The sequence below is a fragment of the Streptomyces sp. NBC_01092 genome (assembly GCF_045039535.1).
In the GTDB taxonomy this organism is placed as follows: domain Bacteria; phylum Actinomycetota; class Actinomycetes; order Streptomycetales; family Streptomycetaceae; genus Streptomyces.
In genome coordinates this window covers 10,946,372-10,964,244 of record NZ_CP108659.1, presented here as the reverse complement: position 1 = coordinate 10,964,244, position 17,873 = coordinate 10,946,372, and the positions used below count along the sequence as shown (strand labels likewise).

At 66.4% G+C, this 17,873-nt stretch carries 11 protein-coding genes and 9 pseudogenes; 12 read left to right on the top strand and 8 right to left on the bottom strand.

The window, feature by feature from the left end:
- Window positions 1-131 precede the first annotated feature (131 nt).
- A pseudogene (locus tag OG254_RS48790) lies at window positions 132-992 on the top strand (IS701 family transposase); the annotation flags it as partial.
- Window positions 993-1,079: 87 nt separating this feature from the next.
- Here the strand turns inward: OG254_RS48790 and OG254_RS48785 are convergent.
- Entirely contained in the window at window positions 1,080-1,394 is a 315-nt protein-coding gene (locus OG254_RS48785) for a hypothetical protein (RefSeq protein ID WP_405594622.1), read from the bottom strand.
- Between the two features lie 195 nt (window positions 1,395-1,589).
- Between OG254_RS48785 and OG254_RS48780 the strand changes: the two are divergent.
- A pseudogene (locus OG254_RS48780) lies at window positions 1,590-1,730 on the top strand (ATP-binding protein); the annotation flags it as partial.
- A 124-nt stretch (window positions 1,731-1,854) separates the two neighbouring features.
- Here the strand turns inward: OG254_RS48780 and OG254_RS48775 are convergent.
- The 5 genes and pseudogenes from OG254_RS48775 to OG254_RS48755 all read right to left on the bottom strand — a co-directional run bounded on the left by OG254_RS48775 (window position 1,855) and on the right by OG254_RS48755 (window position 8,632).
- A complete protein-coding gene (locus tag OG254_RS48775) occupies window positions 1,855-2,010 on the bottom strand; it encodes a hypothetical protein (RefSeq protein WP_405594620.1) in 156 nt (51 codons plus the stop codon).
- Window positions 2,011-2,249: 239 nt separating this feature from the next.
- On the bottom strand, window positions 2,250-4,508 hold the full coding sequence (locus OG254_RS48770) for a Helicase associated domain protein (RefSeq protein WP_405594618.1): 2,259 nt from the start codon (window positions 4,506-4,508) through the stop codon (window positions 2,250-2,252).
- A gap of 1,231 nt (window positions 4,509-5,739) precedes the next feature.
- A complete protein-coding gene (locus OG254_RS48765; RefSeq protein ID WP_405595650.1) occupies window positions 5,740-6,372 on the bottom strand; it encodes a type VII secretion system-associated protein in 633 nt (210 codons plus the stop codon).
- A gap of 1,017 nt (window positions 6,373-7,389) precedes the next feature.
- A pseudogene (locus tag OG254_RS48760) lies at window positions 7,390-7,527 on the bottom strand (IS5/IS1182 family transposase); the annotation flags it as partial.
- 265 nt (window positions 7,528-7,792) lie between these two features.
- A pseudogene (locus OG254_RS48755) lies at window positions 7,793-8,632 on the bottom strand (IS5 family transposase).
- 452 nt (window positions 8,633-9,084) lie between these two features.
- On the opposite strand from OG254_RS48755, the pseudogene OG254_RS48750 reads away from it, so the two are divergent.
- The 7 genes and pseudogenes from OG254_RS48750 to OG254_RS48720 all read left to right on the top strand — a co-directional run bounded on the left by OG254_RS48750 (window position 9,085) and on the right by OG254_RS48720 (window position 14,629).
- A pseudogene (locus tag OG254_RS48750) lies at window positions 9,085-9,952 on the top strand (IS5 family transposase).
- Window positions 9,953-10,069: 117 nt separating this feature from the next.
- Window positions 10,070-12,586, top strand: coding sequence for a DnaB-like helicase C-terminal domain-containing protein (locus OG254_RS48745; RefSeq protein ID WP_405594616.1), 2,517 nt, complete (start codon window positions 10,070-10,072; stop codon window positions 12,584-12,586).
- On the top strand, window positions 12,586-13,158 hold the full coding sequence (locus tag OG254_RS48740; RefSeq protein ID WP_405594614.1) for a hypothetical protein: 573 nt from the start codon (window positions 12,586-12,588) through the stop codon (window positions 13,156-13,158). The genes OG254_RS48745 and OG254_RS48740 overlap by 1 nt, the downstream gene beginning before the upstream one ends.
- Before the next feature lie 219 nt (window positions 13,159-13,377).
- Window positions 13,378-13,823: pseudogene (locus OG254_RS48735) on the top strand (Mu transposase domain-containing protein); the annotation flags it as partial.
- Between the two features lie 3 nt (window positions 13,824-13,826).
- Window positions 13,827-14,315, top strand: a complete 489-nt coding sequence (locus OG254_RS48730; RefSeq protein WP_405594612.1) for an ATP-binding protein — start codon at window positions 13,827-13,829, stop codon at window positions 14,313-14,315.
- Window positions 14,284-14,409: pseudogene (locus OG254_RS48725) on the top strand (ATP-binding protein); the annotation flags it as partial. The gene OG254_RS48730 and the pseudogene OG254_RS48725, both read left to right, overlap by 32 nt.
- Window positions 14,410-14,515: 106 nt before the next feature.
- A complete protein-coding gene (locus tag OG254_RS48720; protein WP_405594610.1) occupies window positions 14,516-14,629 on the top strand; it encodes an ATP-binding protein in 114 nt (37 codons plus the stop codon).
- A gap of 16 nt (window positions 14,630-14,645) precedes the next feature.
- Here the strand turns inward: OG254_RS48720 and OG254_RS48715 are convergent, their stop codons facing one another.
- Window positions 14,646-14,960 carry a DUF6283 family protein gene (locus tag OG254_RS48715; RefSeq protein ID WP_405594607.1) on the bottom strand — a complete coding sequence of 105 codons (315 nt, stop codon included), beginning with the start codon at window positions 14,958-14,960 and terminating at the stop codon, window positions 14,646-14,648.
- Window positions 14,958-15,078: pseudogene (locus OG254_RS48710) on the bottom strand (hypothetical protein); the annotation flags it as partial. The pseudogene OG254_RS48710 and the gene OG254_RS48715, both read right to left, overlap by 3 nt.
- A gap of 262 nt (window positions 15,079-15,340) precedes the next feature.
- Here OG254_RS48710 and OG254_RS48705 point away from each other — a divergent pair.
- From OG254_RS48705 to OG254_RS48695, 3 genes and pseudogenes are all read left to right on the top strand, one after another.
- Window positions 15,341-16,543, top strand: a pseudogene (locus OG254_RS48705) (IS701 family transposase).
- Between the two features lie 238 nt (window positions 16,544-16,781).
- Window positions 16,782-17,336, top strand: coding sequence for a helix-turn-helix domain-containing protein (locus OG254_RS48700; protein ID WP_405576380.1), 555 nt, complete (start codon window positions 16,782-16,784; stop codon window positions 17,334-17,336).
- The gene (locus OG254_RS48695) at window positions 17,267-17,860 is read left to right on the top strand and encodes an IS630 family transposase (protein WP_405594770.1); all 594 of its coding nucleotides are present in this window, start codon (window positions 17,267-17,269) and stop codon (window positions 17,858-17,860) included. Before OG254_RS48700 ends, OG254_RS48695 begins: the two co-directional genes overlap by 70 nt.
- Window positions 17,861-17,873: the final 13 nt, after the last annotated feature.

Here is a 17,873-nt window from a genome sequence, read left to right as displayed (position 1 = left end):
GCGGAACCCCCTCCTCAGTCGGGGCGAGAACACCGCGGTCGAGCGCTCCCGCCTTGAGCCACTGCTCGACCAGTCCCCGGGCGGGGAACGGTCCGAGGAGCCGCGTCAGTTGGCGCTCGCCTATATGAACGAAGGGCATCCGCTCGGCCGGCGTGCAAAGGCAGTACTCCGGCACCGCCGGCCGCACCGAGAACAGCCAGATCGGGGTGTTCCTCGCCTACGCCACAGATCGCGGACGCACGCTCATCGACCGCCGCCTGTATCTGCCAACGTCCTGGACGGACGACCGGGAACGCTGCCGGCGGGCGGGCATCGACGACACGGTCGGCTTCGAGACGAAGGTGGCCATGGCCAAGGCGATGATCCGCAGGGCCATCGCCAACCGGGTCCCGTTCGGCTGGGTGACGGCGGACGCCGCCTACGGCTAAAGCAAGGGCTGGCGGTTCGAGCTGGAGCAAGCCGACGTCTTCCACGTCATGGCCACCACCCGGCACGACACGGTCGTCACCCGCTGGTCCATCGACCACCCCGTCCACGACCTGTTTCCCGGCCTGCCGCGGCAGAAGTGGAAACGCCGGTCCTGCGGCGCGGGAGCTCACGGCCGGCGGACCTTCGACTGGGCCCGCGTCGAAGTCCGACCATGGCACCGAGAGGACCGACGGCACTGGGTCCTCGCCCGCCGCAGCGTCAGCCGGCCCGAAGAGATCTCCTACTACATCGCCTACTGCCCCGCCGACACCACCCTGGACGAGCTGATCCGCATCGCGGGCAGCCGATGGGCTGTCGAGGAATGCTTCCAGACTGCGAAGCAGGAATGCGGCCTGGACGACTACCAGGTCCGCCGCTATCCCGGCTGGCACCGCCACATGACCCTGGCCATGGCCTCCCACGCCTGCCTGACCGTCCTGCGGGCACGGGAGCTGGACACGGACAAAGCAGAAACGGATCCCCCCAGCTCATCCACTACAGCCCCGCCGAGATCCGACGCCTGATCACCCGCCTCACGGACCGCCGCCCGACCCCGGTCGACGACGTTCTGCACTGGCCACACTGACGACGACGCCAGCACCAAACCCGCATCAGCCACTACAAACGACGCGGACACAGCCCCTCAAAAACTGCCCAACAGTCACGTCAAACACCGTTGCAGTACTAAAGATCTGCACATACTCGCGCCGGGTCGATGCCGCCCGCCCGGCGAGGGCCAGGTCGCCGACGACGCGGTCGATGTCCTCCGGGGTGACGTCCCATGCGGGTCGGCCCAGCGCAGTGAGCGTTCGTTCCAGCAGGCCAATGTCGTTCTCGACTGTCACCGGGCTGAACCCGCGAGCCCGCCACGAGGCGACGAACGCCTCGACGCACTCCTCCTGGAATTCCCACGGATCGGCGGTCACGGCTCCAGCAGGACGGCACAACCCTCGATCACCCTGAACTGGGATGTCACCGGCACACCTTCCTCGCACCTGACCGATCAAGGCAGCACCTGGAGAATCCGAGTGCCGCCGTGAAAACCAACGAGGACCGCAGGAGATGGATACGTGCCGGTCGCAGCAGCGATCCACGAATTGAAACATGTGCCAGCCCCAGATGGGTGGACGAAAACGTTTACGGACCGGCGGCTTTGCGCGGTCATCGTCGACCGTCTCACCTTCGGCGGGAACATCATCGAGACCGGCACCGATTCCTATCGCCTTGCTCAGACCCGGGCCAGGGCCGAGGCCGCTGACTGACGATCAAAGTGGGCCCTTCCTCCACAGGTGCCGATTCGCCGGCCGCAGGACCGGGGCAGGGTGGAGCGCCCGCAGGCGCAGCCGAGGACGAACGACCTTGACGCGGGCCGGAGGACGGCCACCATCACGGCACCGGGGAAGGACCCCAGCACTCCGAGGCGATGTCAAAACTCACCGACATTCTCGGGCCCACGGAGCAGGAACCGCTGTCAAAACTCACCGGCATGCGCTGTTCCTTGTCATCGACAAAGCCACCCGGCATCGCCTCGATCAGGAACACGCCCTCGCGGCGTAGACATCGAGTGTCCAAGATCACGGGGAAGCTTCATTGTGCGAGCGAACGGCGGCGCAAGTGGCGCACGCGGTTCGTGGCCCGGCGGATGGCGGGCCTGGTGGACGAGCCGCTGCCGGGTCGGATCCAGCCGGAATTGGTGCTCTCACGCCGAGCGTGCCGAGCTGACGCACTGGGCGAAGACCCCGAACGGCATTCTGTAAACGCTCTACTGCAGTCGAGCCGGTCTACCAAACCATGCCGAGAACGTCCAGGGCAGCGATCCGTTCTTCGGAGATGCCGCCCTTTTTCATGCCACTGCGGAGTCGGCGTTGATGCAAGAGCCAGGAGCCGAGTCTGGCACCATCAGGGGTGGTATAGCTGCGCGGCACACGCAAGTGCCCGTGGGTATTGTAGAACACCTCCGCGACAGTGAGCATCTGTCGCCACCTTGTCTCTTCCGGTTCCCAGACCATACCGAGGGCCTCAAGCTGTACCACTCGCTGTGGCAGCAGTTCACCCTTGCGATACTGGTAGCGCTGGGTGTTGAGCCAGTCGCCGAGCCGGAATTCGCCGTCCCGGTATGAGCGGGGGGCGGCCAGATTGCCACGGGCGGCGTAGTAGCGGCCTGCTGCGGCGATGCCTGCCGTCCACCGCTCGTCGGGCAGGTCGGTATACCACACCATGCCGAGTGCATCGAGGGCGACAATGCGGTTCGCGTCGAGCTTGTCCCGCATGCCGCGCAGCTTAACGAGCCATTGGTGCAGATTGCGATCCTGCTTCGGGGAAACGCGTACGTGCCTGTGTTGGTTGTGGAATTGGGTGAGCGCGTCGAGCCGGGCGGCGAAGGCGGTTGAGCCGGGGTTCCAATCGATCCCGAGTTCGGTGAGCTGGCCGACGCGCTCCGCGGAGAGGAAGCCGCGGCGACGCTCCCAACGGCGGCGGGCGATCCAGGCACCGAGCCGGTGGCCGTTTGCGGATTGATAGTTGGCAGGAACGTGCAGGTGGCCGTGTTCCTCACGATACCGGACGGCTCCCTGGTAGCCGTCCCACCATGGGCTGGTGGTCTGCCGGACCAAAAGGAGCCGCATTTGGGCGAGGAGGGCATCTGCGTTCAGCCCGGGCGGGAGCATCATCGTTATCTTGCTGGGGAGCGACAGATTGTGAGATGAGGCGGTCTGACGGGTGGCGTCAAGAGCTGCGCCAAGAGTTTCGTCGTGGGCGCGCAGGGCGCGCACGACTTGCCACAGGGTTTTGAAATCGCCTGGGTCCAGGTCGCCGATCTCGCGGTCATCGTCGGGGACGATGAGAGGCACGATGATCGTGGCGGGTCCCGGTGCGTCAGGGTCGCGACGCAGGGCTCGGCCGACGGCTTGTGAGATGTCGACGGCGGAACGCTTTGGGTGGGCGAACAGGATCGCATCCACGGAGGGCAGGTCGACGCCCTCGCCGAGACAGCGGGCGTTGGAGACGACCACCCAGCCGTCCCCAGGCTGTTCGAGCTTGCGCACGATCGAGTCCCGGGTCGCGTGGTCCATCCCGCCGTGGACGTACGCGGCGGCCAGGTGCTGGTCTTCGCCAGGGGCGATGCGCTGCACGCTGCGATTCAAAGTCCGCGTGAACTCGGCTGCGGCCTCGATGCGCGGGTGGAAGGTCAGCATTCTGCGTACCCCGAACTGCTGCCGCGCCCGGGCTAGAGCCGCCTGTGACACGACGGTCTGCAGGGACGGGGCGCCCGCCTCCTCGAGATACTCCGTGTCCTGATTGGCCAACAGTTCACGGGCCTCCCGGTCAGGGACGCCGATGACAGCGATGCGGTAGTCCTCCAGGTATCCCTCCGCGATACCACGGGCAAACGGGTAAGCGTCCAGTACAGGCCCGAACAGGCCGGTGTCGTCCATGCCGGGCGCGTCGACGACGTCGGTGCGGATGTCCACCTTCGGGGTTGCTGTCATGTAGAGACGACGACTGGCTGGCAAAACCTGCGGGTTGCGGATCTGTCGAGTGGGCGAGTCGGCGCGGCCGGCAAGGTGGTGAGCCTCGTCCGCGATGACCAGGTCCAGGGGGCGGGTCGCCCGGACGGCCTCAGCCAGCCGTGGCCCAGACACGTAGGTGCACAGCACTAGTCGCAAGCAGCCGTCCTCCGACGGCCCGCTCAGCCACTGGGTGATCTGCCCCGGATGGGTGCTCACCGGCACGGGAAGGTCCGCCACATGGACAAGACTGTCAGCGACGCTGTCGTCCGAGCACACGGCGAGCACATCAAGTGGCAGTGCGCTCCGGCGACGCCACGCGTTGAGAGTCTGTGCGACGAGCGCCAGGGATGGCACTAGTACGGCTACTGTGCCGCCGTGTGGCAGCAGTTCCTCAGCCGCACGCTGGCCCACCAATGTCTTACCGCTCCCGCAGGCCATGTGGATCTGCCCTGGGCCGCCACTCCGCAGGCCGGCCACCACCGAGTCGATGATCTGCCGCTGATAAGGACGCAAGGGGACAGCGTCGACCATCAGTGTGCTCCCGTGAGGTGTGAAGAGACCGGCGAGAAGGCCAAATTGGAGAAGCCACCGTTAGCAGGCAAGCGTGGCTCCGCAGAGGTCGAGCCCAAGGTGACAGCTTTTGAATTAGAGTGCGGCCTTGCACCGTTCAGCCGCAACGATGCTCAGGAGAATTATCGGCACCGTCTGCCGAGTGTATTGTTGAGGAATCGAACTTCGGTCTTGTCAGCAGTTTCGCTACCGGCCCTGCAGTGTGCCTTCAATGTGTCGACATGGGGGCTGGCTGGAACTCTGGCCAAGTCAACCACTTGATCCTAGGCCGCGCTGACATAGCCCTCCTGTGCAAAGGGCCCTGGTCGTGGACCGTCACCCTTGCTGACTTCGCCGATAAGTGGGCTTGCATCGCCAGCTCTCTTCCGTCAAAAGCGCGACTAGGCTGGTTATTCCTCACTTGCACAGCCTGACGATGTCGGTCGTGTCACCGCAGGGCTGTGGCGCTGATGGTGCACGAGGCGCCATCGGCAAGGCAACGGACAGGCCTACTACAGCAGTTCCCTCGGAGATGACCCCGCTCATACGACGTATGTTGACTCCTCATATTCAGTACCCGCCGGCCTGCTTTGAGAGCGCAGAGCTCTTCGATTCGCGTGTTCTGGTGCAGCACGGATTTGCCGAGACGCATGCACGCTCAAACCTGCCACAGACAGGTGTCACCTTCGGAGAATCTGGCTGATCTGGGTTTTCAAACAAGAGAGAATCATTGTGATCCCGGCGTGATATCGGTGGCGTGTCGCCGCGTCGCACAGAATTAGTGTGGCTGTCAGAAATTTCGCAATTTGTCAACTAGCTGTTCTTGGCGCCGGTCGGGTTGATGACGGCGAGGTAGTCGGCGCGGGACTTGAGGATCTCGTCGGCGTCTTGGTCTGGGTGAAGGGCCACGGGTTCTGGCTTCCAGGTGGCGAAACACCTTGATGTCGTCTCCAGGGGCCGCGGCGGATGAGCTTGTCCCTCAACAGGCACCATCGCGCAGCCTGGATCATCCAGGAGGAGCCGGTGGGGTGAAGTGGACGTGGCAGCGGGAGTGTTTGCCCAGCCACGTCTTGGTCTCGACGGTGTTGTGGGTGGCGGGCGTAGTTGTCACAGACCAGGTGGACGTCCAGGCTGGCGGGCTTTGTCTTCTCGATCACGACCAGGAACTTCTTGAACACGATCGCCCGGCGGCGGTGCGGCCCCTGGGACGGTCTTACATCCGGACTCCGGGCGTCGGCTCTTCGGGCAGCGCAGCTGGGGCATCGTCGGCCTGCTCCGACGTGCTCCCAACGCCAGGCGCCGCCGCAACGGACTCAGCCGACGCCTCCGCCTGAGACGAGCCCTCTTCGTTATCCACACCATCGCGGCTGTCCAACTCGCTCAGAAGAGACTCTGTCTCCACCAACATGCTTACGGCACCAGTTGGGTTGACGTAGAGCTGGTGTCCGAGCGGAAGCAGTTCCACGAGATCAGCGACTGGCCGTACCTCGAACAACAGTCTTCCAACGGCCTTGATGTGGTCCGGTGCCGTGTACACGGGCAGCACCGGGGTGTGGTCCGGTGCCGTTCCGCAGACGGGGGTACCATCGGACTCAACCAGGAAGGCCACTTCGGCAACGGCCAATCTACGGGGGACGTCCTCTGCGGGACCATATCTGGTGCTCGCCAACTGGACTGCCGCATCAACCGGGTCAGTAGGCTCGGGCCAACCGAGTGCTTGGGGCGACGGCCGGTAATCCTTGTTCTCCTGCCACTGCTCGATTTCCCCGGTACTCCCGGATCGCCACCAACCGACCAGGGCCCACTTCGGCGGCGCTCCGTTTCCCCTCCAGGCTGGATCGACCATGCCGATCCAGTGGTCGGGTGCGAGCCGAGCCGCCTCATGCATGTCCGCCGGCGGTTCCGGCGGCGGCCTGAACATGCTGTGCTGGGGCGCCGATTGGATCGGCCCAGCTCCCGCTCCACCATGTGCGTCCTCACCCCTCTCAAGGGTGTCGTTCGGGTCCTCACTGACAAACCCCACCGTGTCTTGCTCGCGCTCTGACCCCACTTCTGCGGGACCGGTGCTCTCGACTGCTTGAGTACTGTCCGGCTCTGCGGACGGCGGTGGGCTCTCGTTCATCAGGTCCTCATCTTGACTCGTAGACAATTGGGGATGTCATGTTGCGTCCTTAGGGCGCAACCAACTCCGCCAAATTTCCCGAGGTGAACCTACCCAAGTCCTGAGCCGCGTGGTCTTCGTCGTTCCCCGCAATGCCTTTCTAGCCCCGACATGAGGGTAAAGGCGGGAAGTGCTCGTCCTCGTCATCTCGGCGCCAAAACCGAAGTGCCCTCCGGCGCCTGGCCGCGCCGAGGATCTGCGAGGCCGTGAGCGCCGCGCGCCGGGCGGGCGCCCACCGGGTCCGGACAGACCCGCCTTTGCGAGCGGTTCGACCTGCCGCTCCGTACCCGCGGGATTGGTACACCGACGCAGAGTAAGGCCGTGAACACCTCGTCCTCCTCCCAGCGGTCCAGGAAGTGCAGGACGAGGGCGCTACCGATCCCCGCAAGAGTCAGCCCGGAGGTCCGGCAGCTGCTGACCGAAGTCGGTGACCGCAGCGAAGAGGGCCTGCTTGTGCAGTCCATATGTGCTGCTCCTCACCCCCAGTGCGAGGTCGAGTACTGCTGGAGCACCGTGCTGTCGACAGCGGGGGGTGCGCAGCCGGTAAGGCGCCGAGGTGCGGGGACTGAGGAGGAACGCCGTGGGCGTGGACGTCGAGGTGGGGCACGAGGAAGGCGCGGAGGATCTTGCGGGCGGTGTGCATGGTCGGCGCCGACGAGGTCCGTAGCGCCGTCCCCTGTGCCCTCGGCCTGCCCTCCCCCGGTCGCGTAAATCGATCTTAGCCGGCTGCCCGATTGGTCTGCGGTCGAGCCGGGCCTTTCTCCAGGCCGTCAACGTCGGCTCATTCAGAGCACATCGGGCGTCGGACAGGTCGCTGGGGTACGGCTTGCGCTCGCTCACGGCGTAGCGTCATAGCGGGCTTGCCGGACGGCTCGGTTCCGCTGCCCATCAGGCGATCCCGTGGCATCTTCAAACCAGACGTACTTCTGGTTGCAGAAGCGGACTAGACGGATGGTCGAGCTTCCGCCCCGGAGAAGGTCATTCGCCACCTACAGGACGAAAGCGCTTAAAGCCAGCCAGGGGTGACAGGTGCATATAGGGCCGGACCTGCATAAACGACCGCTCAAAGAGCGTTTTGTCCTGGCGGGTGTGTTTGGTTCGAAGTTCAGGTGTCGCGCCTGTTGAGGGTGGATTCGCGGGTGAGGCGGCGGCTTATCAGGTCGATCATTGCAATCTAGACTATGGCTTCGGAGCGGTGAGGGTGGGTTTCGTAGTCGCGGGCGAGCCGGCGATGGTGCATCAGCCAGCCGAAGGTTCGCTCGACCACCCAGCGTCGGGGAATCACCTTGAAGCCTTTGACGCCGGGGTCGCGTTGGACGACTTCGACGTCGATTCCGAGGCGGGCGCCGTGGTCGATGGCTTTCGTGCGGTAGCCGGTGTCAGCCCATGCCTTGCTGACGCGGGGATGGTCGGTGGCGATCTGTGAAAGCAGATGCATGCCGCCGACGTTGTCGGAGACGCTGGCCGCCGTGACCCAGACGGCCAGCAGGAGGCCGAGGGTGTCGACGCCAAGGTGGCGCTTGCGACCTGCGATTTTCTTTCCGGCGTCGATGCCCTGGCCGACCGCGGGCACGTTGGCGGAGGTCTTGACGCTCTGCGCGTCCAGTAGGCAAGCGCTCGGCTCGGCATCGCGGCCTTCTGTCTCCCGGACCAGGCGACGCAGCAGGCCGTTGAGTTCCCCGAAGATGCCCTCTTTTTGCCATGCGGCGAAATAGCCATAGACGGTTTCCCAGGGGGCGAAGTCGTGCGGCAGGTAACGCCACGCAATTCCGGTCCGGTCGACATACAGAATGGCGTCCATGATCCGGCGTAGGTCGTGCTCGGGTGGGCGGCCAATGTCCAGACCCCGGCCGCGGCGTTCGTGGCGCCAGGCGGCGAGTGTGGGCTCGATCAATTCCCAGCGGGCGTTGGACAAGTCGCTGGGATACGGGCGGTGTCGCGTCATGTTTGAGGAGTACCGTCGAGGACGGCGCCTCCCGGGGCGCAAAAGGCGTCAAGCGGGGGCGCCTTGGGATCAGACAGAAGCGATCAGCCCCAACCGGGCCTCTGTCTGATGACATCTGCCCCACAGGCCTCATCGGCCACGTCAGCCCCGGCACTCTCGCATCAGATGACTCCCCGAACCGCCACCAAACACACCCGCCAGGACAAAACGCTCTTTCAGAGGTCGTTTTCATCTGCTTTGGCAGTTTATGGATTGATTCCGGGAGGGTGGAGTGGTGGTGCGGAAGAGGCAGCAGGTGTGGATGGGGTTGGTGGGTCTGGAGGGGGGACGGGTGGGGCGGGGTGCTGCTCGTTCCTGTCTCATTCCAGGATGTCCGGTTTTCAGGGCTGCGTGCTTCCGTCGTCATCGCGGTGCGCCTGGGCGCACTCGGTCCGCGGCGATACATCACGGGCATGGCGAAGCGGCGTCCGTATCCGAGTGATCTGTCCGATGCCCGCTGGGAGTTGATCGAGCCCGTGCTGGCGGCCTGGCGCTTCGAGCGCCGCGGCCGGGCCCTGGACTTCGGCCGGCCGCCCGAGCACGACCTGCGCGACGTCATGGACGCAATCTTGTACGTGGACCGGACCGGCGTTCAGTGGCGCCACCTCCCGCACGATCCCACACTGGAACACGGTCTACGGCTACTTCGCCAAGTGGGCGGACGAGGGCGTGTTCGCGCAGCTCAACGGCTTCCTCCGGCAGCTCCTGCGGGAGAAGGAGGGGCGGGATGCCGAGCCGTCGGCGTGTGTGATTGACGCCCAGAGCGCCAAGAACTCCACCAGCGTCCCCGCCGCCGGCCAGGGCATCGACGCCGGGAAGAAGATCGTGGGCAGGAAGCGGAACATCGTCACCGACACCATCGGGCTCCTGCTTGCCGTGCGGGTCACAGCGGCGAGCGTGCAGGACTCCGTCGCCCACACCAGACTCCTGGACCAGGTCGCGGCCGAACACCCCGGCATCCGCAAGGTGTGGGTCGACGGCGGTTACCGCCAGCACCTCGTCGAGCACGCGGCCACCCTCGGCATTGACATGGAAATCACTCAACGCAAGCCCGGGACCAGGGGATTCACCCCGCTCCCGAAACGCTGGGCAGCCGAGCGGACCCACGGCTGGCTCACGCTCCACCGCCGACTGGCCCGCGACTACGAGACCCTGTCCGTCCGCTCGGAAGCCATGATCCACCTCGCCATGACCGGCCTCATGGCCAACCGCCTCACGAGCGAGAACACCATCTCCTGGCGCGACCCGACACCGCAGACCAAGCAGCAGATTCCAGGATGAAACAACAGGAACAAACGACCTCTTAGACTCTTGAGGTGAGTGGAACTTCGATAATCTCGGGGTGCATTGGTGAGTGCGGGAGGGTGAGTGAGCTGGTCGGGACACGGTGAGCCCGCGATGAGCGCGACCGAGGCACGGAGTGATCTCTACGCCCTGGTCAAGCGTGTCGAGGTAGACGGACGCACGACGCTCATCCACAAGCGGCAGGACCGCGCTCTGCTAGCACCCCTCGACCGGCTTCCGGCAGCCCGGCAGGCCGAGGCCCTTCAGTCCCACACCCTGAGCGCAGCACAGAGCAAGTTCGGCGAGCTCATCACCAAGGCGGCTAAGGGCGAGCCGCAGTTGTTGCGGCGCGGCACCACGCCGGTCGCGGTCCTGCTGCCCATCGACCCTGCCGCTGGAACCCCCTCACCCGACACGGCCGCGCTCGCGGCGAACGCAGGAGGTGCCGTGACCGGCAAACGGGAACGTAGTAACGTGCACCGCAGGCTCGCCACGCTCGGCGACGCGATCGGCGCGATGCTCACTACTGGTCCTGCTGCAGGCCCCGCGTTCGGACTGCCCGGACTGGACATCGCTGCCGGACGTTTGCAGGCAGGCAGGCTGACAATCGTGGCAGCACCCCCGAACGTCGGCGGGAGCCTGCTGGGGCTGGCCGCCGCCCGGCGGACCGCGCTCGTAGACGGCCATCGGGTGCTGTACGCCGCGTCCGGCCCGAACCGGGATGACATTTTCCGCCGGATCCTCTCCGCGGAAACCAGCGGCGACTATCCCCGCCTGAAGCAGGGCCGGCTGACACCCCATGAGCAGGAGGTCGCACAGCAACTGAGCCAGGCCCCGCTGCTGATCGACGACGGCAGCGGCCTGACCGCCGAGGCGATCGCGGACACGGCTCCGCACGTCGACGACTTGGCCCTCGTGGTCGTGGACCGGCTCCAGGCCGCCCACAGCGCCCGGCTGCCCCTGTCCGGCGACCGCCTGCCGGATGCCTCCCAGGTCCTGGCCACTCTCGCCCGCTCTCTGCACGTCCCCGTCTTGGCCGTCGTAGACAGTGACGACCCCACGCTCCTGAGCCTCCTGGACGCCGATGTCCTTCTGACGCTCGCTCCGACCACGAACCTCGTTCAGGTCCAAGTCACCATTACTGAACGCGACCTCGGCACCATCGGCTCGGCCTACCTACAGCCCGACCTGCTCCACGCCCGCTTCCTCGACGCGGGCTCCGGGACCAGCGACCGTACGCATAGCCCGGCCACGTCGGCGTCCTCGCCGGTCAACAACGGAACGGCGGCTCTGGAACTGGCCGAGGCCGCCCTCCCTTACACGTCCGGCGGGCACCAGGGGATCCCCGCCGCCCTCACCCACGAGCTGGCGGCCTGGCGTACCGCCGTCGCCAGCGGTGACCAGCAGGCCCTGAGCACGATCCTGCCGTCGCTGCTCCAAGTAGCTGCGGCGGTATCGGAGTTGCCGGACACTCACGAGGGACGCCGCCTCGCCGCCGCGCTGCGCGCCTTCACTCCGGCCCTGTCCGCTGACACCGCCGGAAGTACCGACCAGGCAACTCCTGCCAGTGCCGAGACTCGTGCCCTGGCCGACGCCGGGCAGGTGCAGGGCGACGTGGTGCAGGACGAGGACAACGGCCAGGACGATCTGGTGCCAGGGGACGAGGTGGACGAGCCCAAGGACCATGTCTTCCCAGCCCTGAGGATCCTCAAGGACGCGGTCGACCGTTCGAAGATGCGTCCGATCAAGGTCATTCGCACGGCGGAGCGCGATAGTGGCCCGTGGCCACTGGTCAGCGAGGACATGGATGGAGAGCCCCGCTGGGTCCGCCCCGATGTCACCCTTACTCGCGTTCCCCACATCAAGGCGAACGGAAAGCGCGTGCGGCGTGACCAGCTCGGAGTGCCCGCCTCCCTCGGCGACGGCATGTTGTGCCTGATCGACCGCAACGGCAGCTTCCCATCTGCTTGTTCGGCTGTTCCCCTCGCCCCGAACAGACTCCTGCACACCGGCCCGCTCGACGCGTTCGACAAGACGCAGGCCGGTATCTACCTCATCGACATCCCGCAGTGGAACCGCACCGACATGCCGCACCCCCTGGGGCGGATCATCGACCGGCCCGACGCCCAGGGCCGGGTGTGGGTCACCACCCCCCACATCAAGCAACTGGACAAGCTCGTCCGTGACGGGCACCTCGCCGCCATGCCGGCCATTCATGACTCATGGACCGGAAAGGCCAACGAGTCCCTCTTCAAGCCCTTCTACGAGGCCACACGCAAGGCACGCACCGAGCTCGTCCAGATCGGCGGCGACCCCTACAGGACGTACAAGACCCGCCTGTCCATCGCCTTGCGCCTGCTGTGGCCCAAGCGCGCAGAACAGAAATCCCCGTTCTGGCGGCCGGACTGGCGCATGAGCATGGTGGCCGAGGCATCCGTCCGACACTGGAGCGTGGCCTTCAGGGCCGTCCAGGAAGGCCACACCCTCCTCGCACTGCGCAACGTCGACGCGGCCGTCTTCTGGACACCTGACGGCACACCACCGGCCACGTACCGGATCGGAACCGGCTTCGGTGAAGTGAAGGCCAAGTTCATCCAGCCCGGCGAGATCATCCCGGAGGGTGACGACTGATGGCTGGCCCGACTGGCCGCGGCGGATCCCTGGGCGCCGCCCTCAACGACCTCTTGTGCTCCCAGGTCACCCCTCGCCACCGCCTGTCCTCGTACACCGCCCAGCACTGGCACGCCCAGCTCAGTCATCTCACCGCGAGCCAGCGGGGACACCAGGCTCTTGAGGACGCTGGTCTCAACGTCACCACCAAGACCCTGATCAACTGGCTGTCCGACCCTGAGTACAACATCCGCCGCAGCTACATCGACATCATCCACACCGCTTACGAGAACGCAGCCATCGTCCCCGCCGACCCGATCCCCGACCACGTCAAGAACGGCCAGTTCGAGATCAGCGGCACCGTCAAGACAGGCGACGACGAACGCGAACGCGGCACACGCCGCGCGGCGCCCCTGCGCATCGACGGCAGCCGCGGCTACTGGGACGCCATCGAGGAACTCTGGGTGGGCGGCGAGCTGACCGACGAGGACTTTGAGGACCACTTCATCGACGACGTCATCGTCTCGGACATCGGCGAAGGCACCGACGGATGGGAGTTTCCCGGCGCCTTGTACTCCGTTGAGGCCAGATAGCAGCACGCAAGATGCTGAAGCCCGTCCAACCGCCTGCCATATGGCATGCCCTGCCGTCAGTTTGTCAATGGGCGAGCGTCATCTGATTCCTCCGTGAATACCCCCGCCTTCAGGCTGGGGAGGAAACGGACTCCTGCGGAGCAGGCAGGGAGCTGCGATTCGCCGCCAGGGTGGATCGCAGCGCTTCGACGCGCAGGTTTGATCTTTGCCTGGCCGCACGGCCGTCCGGTGGACCTGCAGGAACAGGACTACCTGGCGATGGTCCCCCCCTGCCACCGGTCGAGCCGCCGATCGGCCTGAGCTCGAGGATCAGGCCCGCCAGGGACTACTACGTCCGCGTCGACACGGCCGACTACTCCGTCGATCCGCAGATCATCGGCCGATTCGTCGACGTCACCGCGACCCTGGAGGACGTGGTGGTGTTCTGCAACGGCCAGATCGTCGCCCGGCACGAGCGGTCCTGGGCCAAACAGGCCGTGGTCACCAACCCCGTCCACGCCGCCACCGCCCAGCGAATGCGCCAGGAACTGGCCGAGGACCGCCAGCCGCGCCAGGCAGCAAGCCGTCAGCACACCGACGGGCACGTCGTCGCCCTGCGGGCCCTGCCCGACTACGACGCCCTGTTCGGCGTCGACTTCGATCCACCGTCAACGAAGGCGAAGTGATGCATGACCATGACCACCACGGCGGCCCCGAAGGACGGCCTGCCGTCCATGATCGCCTACCTGACCCGGGTCCTGAAGACCCCGACCAACGGCGCCTGCTGGGAGGACCTCGCTGCCCAGGCCCGGGACGAGAATTGGTCCCACGGGGAGTATCTGACAGCACTGCTGCAACGGCAGGTCGCCGACCGTGAGTCCAAGGGCACCGTGATGCGGATCCGCACCGCCCACTTCCCGCAGGTCAAAACCCTTGAGGACTTCAACCTCGACCACCTGCCCTCACTCCGCCGCGACGTCCTGGCCCACCTCGCGACCGGTACCTTCGTCGCGAAAGCGGAGAACGTGATCCCCCTCGGCCCGCCCGGCATCGGAAAGACACACCTGGCCATCAGCCTCGGCGTCAAGGCCGCCCACGCCGGCCACTCCGTCCTGTTCGACACCGCCAGCAACTGGATCACCCCGCCTGGCCACCGCCCACCAAGCCGGCCGGCTTGAGGCCGAGCTGAAGAAGATCCGCCGCTACAGACTGATCATCATCGACGAAGTCGCCTACATCCCCTTCGACCAGGACGCAGCCAACCTCTTCTTCCAGCTGATCGCGTCCCGTTACGAACAGGGCTCGGTCATGGTGACCTCGAACCCTGCCCTTCGGACGCTGGGGAGAGACCTTCTCCGACGACGTCGTCGCCGCGGCCATGATCGACCGCCTGGTCCATCACGCCGAAGTCCTCACCCTGACCGGCGACTCCTACCGCACCCGCCAACGACGCGAACTCCTCGCCAAGGAGAACCGCACACACCGCGACTGACCGGAGCCCAAGAGGGTCAATTCTGCGGGACTGCTACGTGCTCAATTCTGCGAGAGCGTTGGCACTGGCCATGGTCGGCGGCTTCGCTGCCCGAGTCGAACAGCGCGACCGGCGACTGATACTCGGCCGCCGCTTCGAAGGCCGCCCCGCCGATCCAGCCCTTGAACAGCGCTACCCGCAGGCTCAACAGGTGCTTGCCGTGGCAGCCGGCCCACCCCCGCGCAGATCCGGCGCGCGGCGCTGTCTGCGTCGGTCTGGTGGCAGTGGAACAGACTTGAGGGCTGTTCAGGGGTGGGAGCGTGGTATCTGCGGAGTTTCTCGTACTCCTCATGTGCCCACACCCCCGACGGCACATCACGGCGGCATGGGCAGCTGTCGCACGGGCGTGGCGTGGGCGGACGTATTGGTGAAGACACCGGCTGAGTGTATCCTACCCGAAAGCCCGGCATCCCCTGTACTGGCGAACGGTCCGTCGGCTGTGAGCGGTCTGCGGCGGCCCGGCCTGCGCCCGCCTGTGCCGAGGCCGGCCCGACCAGAGCGTTGCACAGAACCTGCAGCTGTTCTTGCAACATCGGACGAGCCGGCCCTAGTAGTGCTTGGTCAGGTTCCTCGCCGGTGGCGTGTCCGTTTGATCGGGTGTGTCGTTGACCGGGTGTGCTGGGTGGGGAGTTGGCCACGGTCCGGTGTGATCTGGAGGACTTCGCGGCGGAGATGTTCGAGCCGTTCGCGCGGGCGGATCAACGCCGATGGGGCGAGGTCTATCTGCGGGGCCTGCTGCTGGACGGGCGGCGCAAATCGGTGGAACCGATGGCCGCCCGACTGGGCGAGGACGGCAACCGGCAGGCCCTGGCCCACTTCATCACCACCAGCCCGTGGGAGGCGGCACACGTGCGAGCCCGCCTCGCCTGGCGGATGCAGCAGGTGATCAAACCGACCGCGCTGATCGTCGACGACACCGGCTTCCTCAAGGACGGGAACGCCTCGGCCTGCGTGGCCCGGCAGTACACCGGCACCGCCGGCAAGGTCACCACTGCCAGGCCGGCGTCTCGCTGCACCTGGCCTCCGACAGCGCCTCGGCCGCCGTCGACTGGCGGCTATTCGTGCCCGAGAGCTGGGATCCCGCCTCGCCGAAGGCCGGCCCGGCCAACACGGCCCGCCGCGTGAAGTGCGGCATCCCCGAGGACATCGGCCATGTCGAGAAGTGGCAGCTGGCCCTGGACATGATCGACGATACGAGGTCGTGGGGTATCGATGTCCCGCTCGTCGTCGCCGACGGCGGCTACGGCCGATGCGGCAGCCTTCCGCCTCGGCCTGGAAGAACGCGGGCTGAGCTACGCGGTCGGTATCTCCACCACGACCACCGCCCAGCCGGAAGCGGCAGAGCCGCGCACCCCGCCATATCGCGGTCGCGGCCCACGAGCCCAGCCCGCCTACCCCGAGCCGGCCCAGACGGTGAAGAAGCTGGTCATCGAGGCAGGCAAGCGGGCCGCGAAGCCGGTGCAGTGGCGGGAAGGCTCCCGCCCGGGCAGCGGCCGCAGCGGCGTCAAGCGCATGTACTCACGGTTCGTGCGGATCCGTCCCGCCGGACGCGAGATCCGCAAAGCTGCCGGCGGCCCGGAGCTGCCCGTGCGCTGGCTGCTGGCCGAATGGCCCGCCACCGAGCCCGAACCCGTCCAGTTCTGGCTGTCCAACCTGCCCGCCGACACCCCGCTGGCCACCCTCGTGCGCACCGCGAAACTGCGCTGGCGCGTCGAACACGACTACCGCGAGATGAAGCAGGCCCCGGGCCTGGCCCACTTCGAAGGCCGCACCTTCAGAGGCTGGCACCACCACGTCACCCTCGTCTCCGTCGCGCACGCCTTCTGCACCTTCCAACGCATCACCCGGTCCCCAAAAGAGACGGCCCCGGCCTGAGCCTCTACCGGGTCGCCCTCGAACTGCAGTTACTCCTCGCACTCTGGACCGGCGCCTGCCCCACCTGTCACCGCAACACGCCAGAGCCCATACCAACCTGACCAAGCCCTACTAGTGCTGGGTTCCTCTTTTGCTGGGTATATGTCCTGGTGGCGGGGCTGTTCGGTTGCTCGGGAGCGGGTGCTGGACGGTGGTGTTACGGGCACGGCCGAGCCGTGACGAGAACGAGCAACGGCTCGTGCTTCGACTGTCGCGAGCCCGCAAAGCGCCGCGCGATCTGGTGGTGCGGGCGCGCATGGTCGAGCTGAGCTGGTCCGGACAGCGGGTGCCGGCCATCGCGGAAGAGTTGAGGTGCAACCCCAAGACGGTCCGCCGCTGGTTGCACCGCTTCAACCGCTCTGGCCTGGACGGACTGGAGGATATGGGCGGTCAGGGCCGCAAACGGCGGATCACCGAGGCGGAACGCTCGATGATCATCGGCTTGGTCAGACAGCCGGCGCCGGGCCGGCTGACCGTGCAGGCAGGCGGCGAACTGGCCGCAGAGGACGAGTCCGGGCCGCCGGAGTGGACCCTTGACGCACTGGCCGCGGAGGCCCAGCGGCGGGGCATCGAGATCGGCCGCAGCCAGGTCCGTCGGATCCTGCTGGCCGAGAGGGTGCGCTGGCGCCGCACCCGGTCCTGGACCCGCTCGAGGGACGCAGACTTCGAGGGAAAAGGACAAGGATCATCGAGCTCTACACCCGCCCGCCCGGCGGCGCGACGGTCGTCTGCGCCGACGAGCTCGGACCGGTGATCCCCCGCACGTTCCCGCCGGCGCCGGGCTGGTCGCCGGACGGCCACCGCATCAAGTCCGAAGTCGACTACAGCCGCGGACCGGAGAAGACCTGGGTCTACGGTGCGCTGCGAGTGCGGGACGGACAGGAAATCACCATGACCGCTTCCTCTCGCAACAGTGCCTTCTACCAGCAGTTTCTTCAGAAGGTCGAGGCAGCCAATCCCGCTGGGGACATCTACGTCGTTACCGACAACCTGTCCTCACACAACAGCCTGTCCACCCGGACTTGGCTGGTGGACCACCCCAGAATCCGGCACGTCTTCATCCCCGTCGGCGCCTGCTGGCTCAACCTTCAGGAAGGCTGGTGGCGCATCTTCCGCAAGGCCGCCCTCGCCGGGCAGTCCTTCGCAGGACCACCCGAGATCGAGCAAGCCACCCGTCTCGCAACAGCCCAGCTCAACACCCGAGCCCAGCCCTGGGTCTGGGGCAGGCCCGCACCGCCAACCCGCCGACTACGGCGCCGATATGCGTACGCCGTTTGAGGAACCCAGCACT